Annotated in this window: 16 protein-coding genes; 10 read left to right on the top strand and 6 right to left on the bottom strand. The window is 65.5% G+C overall.

Annotated elements, in window-relative coordinates:
* Positions 1-320 (top strand): hypothetical protein (locus ACZY0B_RS25670; protein WP_463767052.1); only part of this gene is annotated, 320 nt, incomplete at its 5' end.
* Between the two features lie 3 nt (positions 321-323).
* Here the strand turns inward: ACZY0B_RS25670 and ACZY0B_RS25675 are convergent.
* On the bottom strand, positions 324-1,427 hold the full coding sequence (locus ACZY0B_RS25675) for a DUF1214 domain-containing protein (RefSeq protein WP_463767053.1): 1,104 nt from the start codon (positions 1,425-1,427) through the stop codon (positions 324-326).
* Complete coding sequence (locus ACZY0B_RS25680) at positions 1,424-1,999, bottom strand: TetR/AcrR family transcriptional regulator (RefSeq protein ID WP_463767054.1); 576 nt, start codon at positions 1,997-1,999, stop codon at positions 1,424-1,426. The genes ACZY0B_RS25675 and ACZY0B_RS25680 overlap by 4 nt, the downstream gene beginning before the upstream one ends.
* A 28-nt stretch (positions 2,000-2,027) precedes the next feature.
* Here ACZY0B_RS25680 and ACZY0B_RS25685 point away from each other — a divergent pair, with 28 nt between their 5' ends.
* Together ACZY0B_RS25685 and ACZY0B_RS25690 are read left to right on the top strand one after the other, a co-directional pair.
* A complete protein-coding gene (locus ACZY0B_RS25685) occupies positions 2,028-3,257 on the top strand; it encodes a sulfotransferase family protein (RefSeq protein ID WP_463767055.1) in 1,230 nt (409 codons plus the stop codon).
* A gap of 24 nt (positions 3,258-3,281) precedes the next feature.
* Positions 3,282-4,175: an alpha/beta fold hydrolase gene (locus ACZY0B_RS25690; protein WP_463767056.1), complete on the top strand. Its 894-nt coding sequence runs from the start codon at positions 3,282-3,284 to the stop codon at positions 4,173-4,175.
* 1 nt (position 4,176) lies between these two features.
* Here the strand turns inward: ACZY0B_RS25690 and ACZY0B_RS25695 are convergent, their stop codons facing one another.
* Together ACZY0B_RS25695 and ACZY0B_RS25700 are read right to left on the bottom strand one after the other, a co-directional pair.
* Positions 4,177-4,389 carry a TOBE domain-containing protein gene (locus ACZY0B_RS25695; protein ID WP_463767057.1) on the bottom strand — a complete coding sequence of 71 codons (213 nt, stop codon included), beginning with the start codon at positions 4,387-4,389 and terminating at the stop codon, positions 4,177-4,179.
* A gap of 52 nt (positions 4,390-4,441) precedes the next feature.
* Positions 4,442-5,059 carry a TetR/AcrR family transcriptional regulator gene (locus ACZY0B_RS25700; RefSeq protein WP_463767058.1) on the bottom strand — a complete coding sequence of 206 codons (618 nt, stop codon included), beginning with the start codon at positions 5,057-5,059 and terminating at the stop codon, positions 4,442-4,444.
* A 130-nt stretch (positions 5,060-5,189) separates the two neighbouring features.
* Between ACZY0B_RS25700 and ACZY0B_RS25705 the strand changes: the two genes are divergently transcribed.
* A complete protein-coding gene (locus ACZY0B_RS25705) occupies positions 5,190-6,515 on the top strand; it encodes a cytochrome P450 (protein WP_463767059.1) in 1,326 nt (441 codons plus the stop codon).
* Positions 6,516-6,548: 33 nt separating this feature from the next.
* Here ACZY0B_RS25705 and msrA read toward each other — a convergent pair whose 3' ends face one another.
* Positions 6,549-7,064, bottom strand: coding sequence for a peptide-methionine (S)-S-oxide reductase MsrA (gene msrA, locus ACZY0B_RS25710; protein WP_463767060.1), 516 nt, complete (start codon positions 7,062-7,064; stop codon positions 6,549-6,551).
* A gap of 104 nt (positions 7,065-7,168) precedes the next feature.
* Here msrA and ACZY0B_RS25715 point away from each other — a divergent pair, with 104 nt between their 5' ends.
* The 4 genes from ACZY0B_RS25715 to ACZY0B_RS25730 are packed head-to-tail and all read left to right on the top strand — an operon-like array spanning position 7,169 to position 9,958.
* A complete protein-coding gene (locus tag ACZY0B_RS25715; RefSeq protein WP_463767061.1) occupies positions 7,169-7,675 on the top strand; it encodes a nuclear transport factor 2 family protein in 507 nt (168 codons plus the stop codon).
* Positions 7,672-8,685, top strand: a complete 1,014-nt coding sequence (locus ACZY0B_RS25720) for an NAD-dependent epimerase/dehydratase family protein (protein ID WP_463767062.1) — start codon at positions 7,672-7,674, stop codon at positions 8,683-8,685. Before ACZY0B_RS25715 ends, ACZY0B_RS25720 begins: the two co-directional genes overlap by 4 nt.
* Positions 8,686-8,704: 19 nt before the next feature.
* The gene (locus tag ACZY0B_RS25725; RefSeq protein ID WP_463767066.1) at positions 8,705-9,535 is read left to right on the top strand and encodes a class I SAM-dependent methyltransferase; all 831 of its coding nucleotides are present in this window, start codon (positions 8,705-8,707) and stop codon (positions 9,533-9,535) included.
* 42 nt (positions 9,536-9,577) lie between these two features.
* The gene (locus ACZY0B_RS25730; RefSeq protein WP_463767063.1) at positions 9,578-9,958 is read left to right on the top strand and encodes a DUF427 domain-containing protein; all 381 of its coding nucleotides are present in this window, start codon (positions 9,578-9,580) and stop codon (positions 9,956-9,958) included.
* 15 nt (positions 9,959-9,973) lie between these two features.
* On the opposite strand, the gene ACZY0B_RS25735 is transcribed toward ACZY0B_RS25730, so the two are convergent.
* Complete coding sequence (locus tag ACZY0B_RS25735) at positions 9,974-10,363, bottom strand: nuclear transport factor 2 family protein (RefSeq protein WP_463767064.1); 390 nt, start codon at positions 10,361-10,363, stop codon at positions 9,974-9,976.
* A gap of 45 nt (positions 10,364-10,408) precedes the next feature.
* Here ACZY0B_RS25735 and ACZY0B_RS25740 point away from each other — a divergent pair, with 45 nt between their 5' ends.
* Positions 10,409-11,332 carry a DNA-3-methyladenine glycosylase family protein gene (locus ACZY0B_RS25740; protein ID WP_463767067.1) on the top strand — a complete coding sequence of 308 codons (924 nt, stop codon included), beginning with the start codon at positions 10,409-10,411 and terminating at the stop codon, positions 11,330-11,332.
* Positions 11,333-11,406: 74 nt separating this feature from the next.
* Positions 11,407-11,816, top strand: a 410-nt coding sequence (locus ACZY0B_RS25745; protein WP_463767065.1) for a Dps family protein, incomplete at its 3' end; no start/stop codon positions are given.

The following is an 11,816-nucleotide window of genomic DNA, read 5'->3' on the forward strand; positions in this document are numbered from 1 at the left end:
AGGGAGTCGTAGCAGCTACCTTCGCGCTTAGTTCAGTGGGCTTGGCCGCGGCCACCGCTCAGGCAGAGCCAAACCTCGTGCCTCAGTCGCCAGGCCCATTCGCCACAGACAACTTCACGGTCCCGCACGACTGGTGCCCGGGCCAAGCGTTGCCGATGCCCGACGTCCGTTGGGACATGAGCGTCTGCCACCACTGGTACTGGGTAGCCGTCGGCGGCACGGGTAATGTTGGCCAATTCGTCTGGGAGGGTAACGCTCCGCGACGGCCTTTAGGGCCGCCCCCGTGCTATGGAGCCCCGATCTGCTTGCCTGGCCTCTAGTTCTTAGGACACCACTGTCGGTGCGTCGGCTGCCTTGACCACTTTCGCCTCGGGCCGCTGCGGCACGCCGTCGGACAAGAACCACCGGAACGCCAGGTTGCCAAGCGGATAGCCCAGCGTCGTCAGTGAATTCGGGTGCGCGGTTATGTCGCGGGACAACACGATCGTCACGGAGCCGTCGCTGTTAAGGACGGCGCTGTGGCCGTTCAGGGAAGAGCGAGCATCCTCGTCGCCGTAAGTGGCCATGAATTGGTTCCACACCACCAGGTTCCAGAATCGGCACGACGGCGGCCGATGCGTGATCACCAGCGCCTCGTCGTCGTCGAGCACGAAGCTGCCGTAGGCGTAGCAAGCGTCGCGGGCGGACCACCCGAAGTTGGCGTCGGGCACCTGATAGGGGTCGGCGAATTCGTTTGCGGCATGGACAGTTTCGTGGCCCAGCCCGTGTTCGTCGTCGGCGCGTGTACCGACCGCCAGCGGCACTATGGCAAACATGGTGCGCATCCAGGCCGCGGCCGCACGCAGGCTGGCTGCGGTCTCGGCGTCGCCATGCCGGATCGGGTCGGGCTCGTCGAGCGCCTCGATATGCCACGTCACCGGGCGACCGGTGAGCGGGTGGGCTTGGTAGTCGCGGGTCATCAGCACGGCCGCATCTGGCGTCGCGGGGAAGTCGAAGGCGAAGTTGCCGTCGGCGTCGATGTCGAGATCGGTGTCGCGGACGATCGCGACGATCCGATCCGACCACGCGCCCGGCGACGGTTCGTTGTAGGCGGTCACCGAGAAGTACACGCTGTCGCCCTTGTTGCCACTGATGCGATAGCGCCGCCTCGGATCGACCGGGCAGATGAAGTAGTACGCGTCGGTGTTGTCACCGCCCCACCGGCGGTCGCGACGGAACGGGGTGTTGACCGCGACGAACTGAGGACGGCCCGGTTCGGGAAACAGGTAGGTGTCGAACGCCACGCCCAGGGTGGCGGCCAGCATGCGGTAACCGTCGGCGATGTGGCGGTCGTCGGTGACCGCCCGGTCGCCGACGGTGAAGGAGCTGTCGAGCTCGCCGATGGTGGCCAGCAGCTCTTTCCACGCGGCCGTCGATTCGTGCGTCATGCGCTGATTCCTTTCAGGAGCAACGTGGTGGTGCGGTCGACCCAGGCGTCGTTGAGGTCGTCGGGACGGGTGAGCAGGCCGACCAGGGTGATGCCGGCCATCGCCTCGGCCAGTTCGGCGGCGGTCAGGTCGGGCCGGACCTCACTGCGGGCCGCGGCGGCGTCGAGCCATTCGGCCAGGCCGCCGCCGATGATCCCGGCGAACCGCTCCAGCAGCGCCGAATGCAGCGTGGGATCGGACGCCATCTCGCCGACCAGGCCGGGCAGTGCCGCCCTGGCGGCCGGCGTCGTCAGGAAAGACATTGCCCGGCGGACCATTTCGCGCAGATCCTCGGGCAGTGAGCCGGCGGCGGGAATCGCCGTCGCGGGCCCGATCGGGAATACCGCCTCGTGCACCAGGTGCGCTTTGCTGGGCCAACGCCGGTAGATCGCGGGTTTGCTGGTGCCGGCCCGCTCGGCGATGGCGGAGACCAACAGCCCGGGATAACCCGTGTCGGCGAGCAGTTCGACGGTGGCGCGCAGCACCGCAGCGTCGATACGCGGGTCACGGGGCCGGCCAAAATCCACTACCATTACGAAACTCAGAGTAACATAAGTCGCCGTGAACGTTCGCCTTGATGACCTAGCCCAGCCCCAATTCAGCGCCGAGGGCCTGCAGATCCTCGACCTGATGGCCATGATGGCCCCGCAATGCCCGCTGGATGCCGACGCGCTGCACGCCCAGGCGAGCGCCGACACCGGCCTGCACGACTTCGGGCCCGACGACTACCGCGAACGCCTCGACGTCTACCTCGCCGCGCTGCGCGAGATCGACGGCCTGCACGACGCCGGAGTGGTGAACTTTTACGGCCAGTTGCTGCAGCTGCTCAAGAACCGGCTGCTGTTGACCGACCTACTGAATCGGCACCCCGAGATCGACGACATCGAACTGCGATCGCCGGTGGTGATCGCCGGGCTGCCCCGCACCGGCACTACGCACCTGCACAACCTGCTGGCCGCGCCGCCTACCTTCCGCACCATGCCGTACTGGGAAAGCGTGGAACCGTTCCCGTTGCCGAATGAGGTTGGTGTCCAACCGGATCCGCGCCGGGCGCGGATGGACGTCGCGGTCGGGGTGGTCAACATGGTGATGCCGCATTTCCCGCTGATGCACGAGATGACCACCGATCACGTCCATGAAGAAATCCAGCTGCTGGCCAACGACATTTCTACGATGTTGTTCGAGACGCTCGCCGAGGTGCCGCGCTGGCGTGACTATTACCGGGCGCACGACCAGACACCGCACTACGAATATCTGGCCACTCAACTCAAGGCGATGCAGTTCCTGCGCGGAGGACAGCGCTGGCTGCTCAAGTCGCCCCAGCATCTCGAGCAGGTGCGGGTGCTGGACCGGGTTTTCCCCGACAGCATCGTCGTGTTCACCCACCGCGACCCGGTGCCGGTGGCGCTGTCGATGATCGCGATGATCGCCTACTCCGCGCGCATGCACCGCTCGCCGGTGCCGGTGGAACAGATCGCGAACTCCTGGATCGACCGGCTCGATCAAATGCTCACCGCACTCGTGCGCGACCGTGACGCCATCGGTCCGGAACGCTCTCTCGACGTCCGGTTCGACGACTTCATGGCCGACGAACTCGGTGTCGCCGAGCAGGTCTACGCCCTGGCCGGCGAACCGTTCACCGACGAAGCACGCAAGGCGATCGCCGACTACCTGGCGGGCCACCAGCGCGGGCGATTGGGAAACGTTGAGACGTCGTTCGAAATGTTCGGGCTAGAGGAGAACGCGCTGCGGGAGCGGTTCGCGCCCTACGTGGAGCGGTTCCTGAAATAGGCCCCGTGCGCTAGCTTTTCAAGCATGGTCACTATGCCCGCGTTGGACGGCTCTGTAGCTTTGGAACACCGGTACGTGGAACTCGGCGAAGGCGTGACAATCCACGTCGCGGACGCCGGTCCGGCCGACGGATCGGCCGTCATGCTGGTACACGGCTTTCCGGAGAACTGGTGGGAGTGGCACGAGCTGATCGGGCCGCTGGCCGCCGACGGCTACCGGGTGTTGTGTCCGGATCTGCGTGGCGCGGGCTGGAGTTCGGCACCCCGCTCGCGGTATCTGAAGGCCGAAATGGCCGAGGATCTCGCGGGCGTGCTGGACAACTTGGGCATCGAGAAGGTGAAGCTGGTCGCCCACGACTGGGGCGGACCTGCCGCGTTCATCATGATGCTGCGCCATCCGGAGAAGGTGACCGGCTTTTTCGGACTGAACACGGTGGCGCCCTGGGCGAAGTTCGATCTGGCGGCGGTCCGCGACCTCTGGCGGTTCTGGTATCAGGTTCCGATGTTGTTGCCCGTCATCGGGCCCCGCGTGATCAGCGCTCCCAACTCGCGGTTTCTCCGAATGCTGGGTTCATGGGTCGGCGGCGGATTCTCGATGCCCGAGGAAAGCGTCCGGTTGTACGGCGAATGCATGCGCCAGCCCGGACACGCGGAGGCCGGTTCGCGGTGGTATCGCAGCTTCCAGACCACCGAGATGCGCAGTTGGCTGGGCGGCGAGTACGACGATCTTCGCGTCGAGGTACCGGTCCGTTGGCTGAGCGGTACCGAAGACCCGGTAATCACTCCGCGATTATTGGACGGATACGCCGATCACATAAGCGATTTCGACGTAGAGCTGGTCGACGGAGTCGGCCACTGGATCGTTGCGCAGCGACCCGACCTGGTACTGGATCGATTGCGAGCGTTTCTGAAACTGTGAGTTACTCGACGCCGATCGTGACTTCGGTCGACTTGATGAACACCGTCGCGGGTTGACCGACCGCCAGGCCGAGGTCGAGCGCCGCATCCTTGGTGACCGAGGACGTCACGACCTGATCGCCGCCGTCGAGCCGAACCTTGACAACTGCCATCACGGTCCCGAGATCGACCTCGGTGATGGTCCCTTTGAGCTGGTTTCGGGTGGATAGCCGCATCACAGTCCTCCGCGGGTAGGGGTCTGCGATGAGCCTAGACGGAAGACCGCGGCTAGTGGCGCGGTCCGAGCAGCGCGATGGACGCATCCACGGCCGGTTCGACGATCTCACGGACCGGCTGTCCGTCCTCGACGGCGAGTGCGGTCAACTCCCGCAGCCCGCCGAGCAGGATCACGGCCAGCGGCGCGGTCAACGGCGGCAGGTCGGCTCGCCGGAACCCCGGGCTGGCGCTGAGGTCGATCAACAGGTCGGACAACAGCTGCAAGCCGCGGCGCTGGACAGGGCGCGCAACGGCTCCGAGTGAGGGGAGCTGGCGAATCCAGCTCAAGGTAATGGCCGGGCGGGCTTCGATATAGCCGACGTAGGCCTCGACGGCGTGACGGATCTGCTGGTGCCAGTCGGCCTCGGGATCGACGGCGGCGGCGATGCTCTCGCCGAGCTTTTCGATGTCGGTGGCCAGCAGCTCGAGGAAACACTCTTCCTTGCTGGCGAATTGGTCATAGAACGTGCGCTTGGACGTGCGCGCGTGGCGGACGATATGAGCGACCGTGCTAGCGGGATAGCCGCGTTCGCCGATCGAGGCGGCGAGGCCCTCGAGCAGCCTGAGCCGAAAAGGATCGTCGACACCCGCGTCGACAACCGCTGCTATCGCCGTTGTCGCTGATGGCATTGTCGGCGGCCCTTTCGAACGGATACACCCTTGTCAGGCTCGGTACTACAGAGTACCGTACCCAGAAAGGTCTGTGGTACACCGCGGTACCAACCCGTAGCCGGGGGCAGATGTTGGGAGCAATGACGCCATGAGCGAAGTAGTCACCGCCGCACCGCCGGCCCCCGCAGTCCGGTTGCCCCCGGCGGCCCGACTCCCAAAGATGTTGCAGGGCCTTGGCTTTGCGATGTCGCGGCGCTCGATGATGCGACGACTGTCGCGCCGCCATGGCAGTGTCGTCGCGCTGAAGCTGCCGATGTGGGGCCGTGTCGTTGCGGTCAGTGACCCGCAGCTGGCCAAGCAGATATTCACCACCGGCCCAGACGAACTCGGCAACATCCAGCCCAATCTGAGCAGGCTGTTCGGCTCCGGTTCGGTATTCGCGCTCGAGGGCGACGACCACCGCCGCCGGCGACGGCTGCTGGCGCCGCCATTCCACGGCAAGAGCATCAAGAATTACGAGACCATCATCGAAGAAGAGACGCTGCGCGAGACCGCCGACTGGCCGGAGGGTAGGTCGTTCGCCACGCTGTCGCCGATGATGCGGATCACGCTGAACGCCATACTGCGCGCGGTCTTCGGGGCCGACGGCGCCGAACTCGACGAGCTGCGCCGGCTCATCCCGCCCTGGGTCACCCTCGGCTCACGCCTGGCGTCGCTGCCGAAGCCGAAGCGGAATTACGGGCGGCTCAGCCCCTGGTACCGGCTGGACGAGTGGCGTCGCCAGTACGACATCGTCATCGGCAAGTTGATCGCGGCGGAGCAGGCGGACGCGAACTTCGCCGATCGGACCGACATCCTCGCGCTGCTGCTGCACAGCAGCTATGAGGATGGTTCAACCATGTCGCACAAGGAAATTGGTGACGAGCTCCTCGCCCTGCTGGCTGCCGGACACGAAACCACCGCGTCGACGCTGGCTTGGGCATTCGAGCGAATCAGCCGGCATCCGGAGCTGCTGGCGGCGCTCGTCGAGGAGGCCGATAACGACGGCAATGAGCTGCGCCAAGCGACGATCCTGGAAGTCCAACGGGCAAGGACCGTCATCGATTTCGCCGGCCGCCACGTCTACCCGGAGACGTATCAACTCGGTGAGTGGGTGATTCCGCGCGGGTATTCGATCATCGTCGGCATCGCGCAGCTCCACGACAATCCAGACGTATTCCCCGATCCCGGGCGCTTCGACCCGCAGCGCTTCATAGGAACGAAACCGTCAGCGCTCTCCTGGATTCCGTTCGGCGGAGGGACCCGCCGGTGTGTAGGTGCGGCATTCGCCAACATGGAGATGGACGTGGTGTTGCGAACAGTGTTGCGCCACTTCACTATTGAAACCACGGACGCACCGGACGAGCGCTGGCATTCCCGTGGGGTCGCGTTCACCCCGAAGGACGGCGGCCGGGTTGTGGTGCGGCGCCGCTAAACCGGGTTGTGGTGCGGCGGCGCTGAACGCTGGCTACTGGCTGGTTGAAGCGCGCCGCGGCAGCTTCCAGCCGGGGCGGATGTAGTGGCAGGTGTATCCGCTGGGGAAGCGCTCCAGGTAATCCTGGTGCTCGGGCTCGGCCTCCCAGAAGTCGCCGGCGGGACTGACCTCGGTCACCACTTTCCCGGGCCATAGTCCCGAGGCCTCGACGTCGGCGATGGTGTCCAGCGCGATTCGCTTCTGCTCGTCGTCGACGTAGAAGATCGCCGACCGATAGCTGGCGCCGCGGTCGTTGCCCTGCCGGTCTTTCGTTGTCGGATCGTGGATTTGGAAGAAAAACTCCAGCAGCGCGCGGTAGTCGGTGGCAGTGGGGTCGTAGCCGATCTCGATGGCCTCGGCGTGCCTGCCGTGGTTGCGGTAGGTCGCGTTGGGCACGTCGCCGCCGGTGTAACCGACGCGCGTCGAGACCACACCCGGCAGTTTGCGGATCAGGTCCTGCATTCCCCAGAAACAGCCGCCGGCGAGGATCGCTTTTTGGGTATCTGCCATTTCTTGTCCTCCCAACCGGCCACAACTAGGGCACAACGATGCCCAGGCTACACTCCGCCGATGAGCAGCAACGGGGCCGCAAATCCGAAATCCCAGGCCGCGCTATGAGCGCCCCTTCGTTCTCGCGTAGCGAACTCGCCGCCGCCTTCGAGAAATTCGAGCAGACGGTTGCCCGGGCGGCCGCGACCCAAGACTGGGACGCCTGGGTCGAGCACTACACGCCCGATGTGTTGTACATCGAACATGCCGCGGGCACCATGCATGGCCGCGACGAAGTCCGCGAGTGGATCAAGCGGACCATGAGCACCTATCCCGGTAGCCACATGGTCGCCTTCCCGTCGCTGTGGTCGGTCATCGACGAGCCGACCGGGCGCATCATCATGGAACTCGACAACCCGATGCGCGATCCCGGTGACGGCAGCGTCATCACCGCGACCAACATCTCGATCATCACTTACGCCGGCGACGGCCTGTGGCGTCAGCAGGAAGACATCTACAACCCGCTGCGGTTCGTGCAGGCCTCGTTGAAGTGGTGCCACAAGGCACAGAAACTCGGCACCCTTGACGAGGACGCCGCGCGTTTCATGGAGCAGTACGGCGGCGCCCAGTGAGCGCAAAACCCAAACTTGTCATCGGCGCCAACGGTTTTCTCGGCTCACACGTGACCCGCCAGCTCGTCGCCGACGGTGCTCAAGTGCGGGCGATGGTGCGCGAAGGCGCAAACACCCGCTCCATCGACGACCTCGAGCTCACCCGCTTTTATGGCGACGTGTTCGACACCGCCACGGTGTGCGAAGCGATGGACGGAGTCGACGACGTGTACTACTGCGTCGTCGACACCCGCGCGTGGCTGCGTGATACGGCGCCGCTGTTTCGCACCAACGTGGAGGGACTGCGCAACGTTCTCGATGTCGCCGTCAACCAACCCCTGCGCAGGTTCATCTTCACCAGCACTTACGCGACGGTGGGCCGTCGGCATGGTCACGTGGCGACCGAAGACGATGTGATCGCCTCCCGCGGGCTGACTCCCTACGTGCAATCCCGGGTCCAGGCCGAAAACCTGGTCATGCGCTACGTCGCCGACGCCGGGTTGCCCGCCGTCGCGATGTGTGTCTCCACGACTTATGGCGACGGGGATTGGGGCGGCACTCCGCACGGTGCCTTTATCGCGGGTGCGGTATTCGGCAAGCTGCCGTTCCTGATGAACGGCATTCAGCTAGAAGTCGTCGGCGTCGACGATGCCGCCCGGGCCATGATCCTGGCCGCCGAGCACGGCCGCATCGGTGAGCGATACCTCGTCTCCGAACGGATGATGGCGTTGAACGATTCGATCCGGATCGCGGCCGACGAGGCCGGCGTCCCGCCGCCGCAACGCGCGATTTCAGTCCCGATGCTCTACGCCCTGGCCGCGGCGGGGACCGTGAAGGCCAAGCTCACCGGCACCGACGCCCAACTCAGCCTCGCGTCGGTGCGGATGATGCGCGCCGAAGCCCACGTGGACAGCAGCAAGGCCAAGCGAGAGCTGGGCTGGCAGCCACGCCCGATCGAGGAGTCGATCCGCGAGGCCGCCCGGTTCTGGGCCGCGATGCGGACCCCGCGAACGGCTGCGCAACCCGAATAGGCTCGGTCGCATGGACCGGATAAGCGTCGATCTGAACGGGCCGCCGCAGACGATGCTGGCGACGCTGTACGCCAAAGCGCTGGACGCCGACGCTCCCAACTCGATCCTGAGCGATCACTATGCCAAGGCCGCCGTGGCACGCATCGACTACGACTGGGCTGCAACGACTATCGATGCGCGGACCGCCCCGTCGGTCGCTGTCCGCAGTGCGCATTTCGACAATTGGGCACGCCAGTTTCTGGCCGTGCACGACGAAGCCGTCGTGCTGCACGTGGGGTGCGGCCTGGACTCCCGGGTGTACCGGCTGGATCCGGGTCCGGGCGTGCGATGGTACGACGTCGACTACCCCGAAGTGATCAGTCTGCGCGAACGGGTTTATCCCGGCCGCGCCAATTACCGGATGCTCCCGGCCTCGGTGACCGACCCGTCCTGGGTGACCGAGATACCGGCCGATCGTCCCGTGCTGTTCCTCGGCGAGGGCCTGACCATGTACCTGACGAAAGACGACGGGCTGGCTCTGCTTCGTCGTGTCGTCGATCGTTTTCCGTCGGGCGAATTGCAGTTCGACGCGTTCAACACGTTCGGCATTCGGACGCAGGTGATCAATGCCGTAGTCCGTCGCTCCGGTTCGAAGCTGCGCTGGGGTATCGACGGGCCGAGCGACATCGTCGACGCTGTTCCCGGGGTGCGGGTACTGGCGTGGGAATCGGTCTTCGACAGCGACACATTCGAGATGGTCCCACCGTTCGTACGCTGGGTAGGCAGGGCGATGGCGGCGGTGCCGGCATTACGAACGATGGCGCAATACCATCGCTACGCATTCGGGCCGGCGCAGCCCGGGAAGTCCTGAGCACCTGCCGGTGTTGCACTCGTACGTCTGAGGAGGAACAGCATGACCCATAAGGAAGTTTTGGAACCGAGCGCCGGGCACCCGATAACCATCACGCCGGCCGAAGGGCGGGTCCAGGTTCGCGTCAACGGCGAGCTGGTCGCGGACACCACCGCGGCACTCGAATTGCGGGAAGCCACTATCCCTGCGGTGCAATACATTCCGTTGAGCGATGTGGCGCAGGAACGGCTGACCCGTACCGAAACCGTCAGCTACTGCCCGTTCAAAGGCGACGCGAGCTACTACGCCGTGACAACTTCGGCCGGTGACACCGTCGAGGACGTCATCTGGACCTACGAGCAGCCGTATCCCGCGGTGGCCGAGATCGCCGGGCACGTCGCGTTTTACCCCAACAAGGCCGACATCAGCGTCGTCGCCGACTAGGCCTGGGCGCAGGAACTATTCGCCAAGAAATTTGGCGTAGGCGCGGGTGTCGCCGTATTCGCGCATCGAGACGATGAGACCGTCGCGGGTCTCGAAGATGCACACGAACGGGGTGTCGTACTGCTCGCCATCGGAGTTGGTGCCGGTGGCGTCTGCCTCGACCACCACGGTGTCGCCCTCGTTGATGCAGCGGAGCAGATCGATGGTGAGCTCGACGGACTGTTTGCGTTTGTCGGTCGCGCGCCGCAGGGCCTGTTTGTCGTAGGACTCGCGGGTGAACAGGCTCCAATAGGTGAAGTCGTCGCTGAGCAGTTCAAAACCCTCGTCCAGGTCGCCGTCCTCGCTCAGACTCTGGAGGAACATCCAGGCCAGCTCGGCATTGGGAGCGTCGAACGGCGTCATCACATCGCAATACTGTCTTGGCAGGTAGTGGACGGTCAATCAGAACGGATGCCGGAGGCTTCGGTGAAAAGCGTGCGCATCGTGACGTTCCCCGGGGCGGTCAGCTTCGGGCACACGCTGGCGCCCCTTCGCCGGGGACCCGCAGACCCGTGCTTTCGCCTCCCGGGCGACGGGACCATCTGGCGGACCAGCCTGCTGCCCAGCGGGCCCGTCACCGCGCGCATCAGCCGCGCGTCCGTCGACGCGGCGCACTGCGAGGCATGGGGCGGCGGCGCGCAGGAATTCGTTGAGCGGCTGCCCGCACTGCTGGGCGCCGACGACGATGCCTCGGACTTCACGCCGACGCACCCGACGGTTGGCGCGGCGCACGGCCGCGTTCCACACCTGCGCCTGGGCCGCACCGGGCAGGTGCTGGAAGCCCTGATCCCGGCGATCATCGAGCAGCGGGTGCCCGGTGCTGACGCCTTCAGGTCGTGGCGGGTGCTGGTGTCCAAGTACGGCACGCCGGCGCCGGGCCCGGCACCGGCCCGCATGCGGGTGCCGCCTGCGGCCGAAGTCTGGCGGAACATCCCGTCGTGGGAGTTCCATCGCGCCAATGTCGATCCGCGGCGAGCCCAGACCGTGGTGACCTGTGCGCGCCGGGCCGACTCGCTGGAACGGCTGGTGACCCGGCCGGCGCAGGCACGTGAAGCGCTGACCTCACTGCCGGGAGTCGGGGAATGGACGGCCGCCGAGACCGCGCAACGGGCATTCGGCGATGCCGATGCCGTTTCGGTGGGCGACTACCACATCCCGAAGATGATCGGCTGGACCCTGGCGGGCCGCCCCGTCGATGACGACGGCATGCTCGAGCTGCTGGAACCGATGCGACCGCATCGCCACCGGGTCGTTCGCTTGCTCGAAGTCAGCGGACTGGCCTACGAGCCGCGCCGCGGCGCACGACTGCCGGTCCAGCAAATCCACGCCCTCTGACCAGTCGGTGTTTTCGAGCGGGGCCTTCGGGTACCCGTCGTCAATCGACGGATACGAAACGCAGGGAGCAATCGATGACTCAGTTCACCATTCCGGGATTGACCGACAAGCAGGGCGCGCGGCTTGCTGAATTGTTGCAGAAGCAATTGAGCACCTACAACGATCTGCACCTGACACTGAAGCACATTCACTGGAATGTCGTGGGTCCCAACTTCATTGGCGTGCACGAGATGATCGATCCGCAGGTGGAGGCGGTACGGGTCTTTGCCGACGACGTCGCCGAACGCATTGCAGCCCTTGGTGCTTCGCCCGAAGGCACCCCGGGCGCTATCATTCGCGACCGCGCCTGGGACGACTATTCGGTTGGCCGGGACACCGTGCAGGCGCACCTGGCGGCACTGGACCTGGTCTACAACGGCGTTATCGAGGACATCCGCCAAGCCATTGACGAGACAGACGAACTCGACCAGGTCACGCAGGATCT

The sequence above is a fragment of the Mycobacterium sp. IDUB_19 genome (genome assembly GCF_055419445.1).

Coding starts and splice junctions, on each gene's coding strand:
- ACZY0B_RS25675 (WP_463767053.1), bottom strand. CDS start 1,427: ATGACGCACGAATCGACGGCCGCGTGGAAAGAGCTGCTGGCCACCATC.
- ACZY0B_RS25680 (WP_463767054.1), bottom strand. CDS start 1,999: ATGGTAGTGGATTTTGGCCGGCCCCGTGACCCGCGTATCGACGCTGCG.
- ACZY0B_RS25690 (WP_463767056.1), top strand. CDS start 3,282: ATGGTCACTATGCCCGCGTTGGACGGCTCTGTAGCTTTGGAACACCGG.
- ACZY0B_RS25695 (WP_463767057.1), bottom strand. CDS start 4,389: ATGCGGCTATCCACCCGAAACCAGCTCAAAGGGACCATCACCGAGGTC.
- ACZY0B_RS25700 (WP_463767058.1), bottom strand. CDS start 5,059: ATGCCATCAGCGACAACGGCGATAGCAGCGGTTGTCGACGCGGGTGTC.
- ACZY0B_RS25705 (WP_463767059.1), top strand. CDS start 5,190: ATGAGCGAAGTAGTCACCGCCGCACCGCCGGCCCCCGCAGTCCGGTTG.
- msrA (WP_463767060.1), bottom strand. CDS start 7,064: ATGGCAGATACCCAAAAAGCGATCCTCGCCGGCGGCTGTTTCTGGGGA.
- ACZY0B_RS25715 (WP_463767061.1), top strand. CDS start 7,169: ATGAGCGCCCCTTCGTTCTCGCGTAGCGAACTCGCCGCCGCCTTCGAG.
- ACZY0B_RS25730 (WP_463767063.1), top strand. CDS start 9,578: ATGACCCATAAGGAAGTTTTGGAACCGAGCGCCGGGCACCCGATAACC.
- ACZY0B_RS25740 (WP_463767067.1), top strand. CDS start 10,409: ATGCCGGAGGCTTCGGTGAAAAGCGTGCGCATCGTGACGTTCCCCGGG.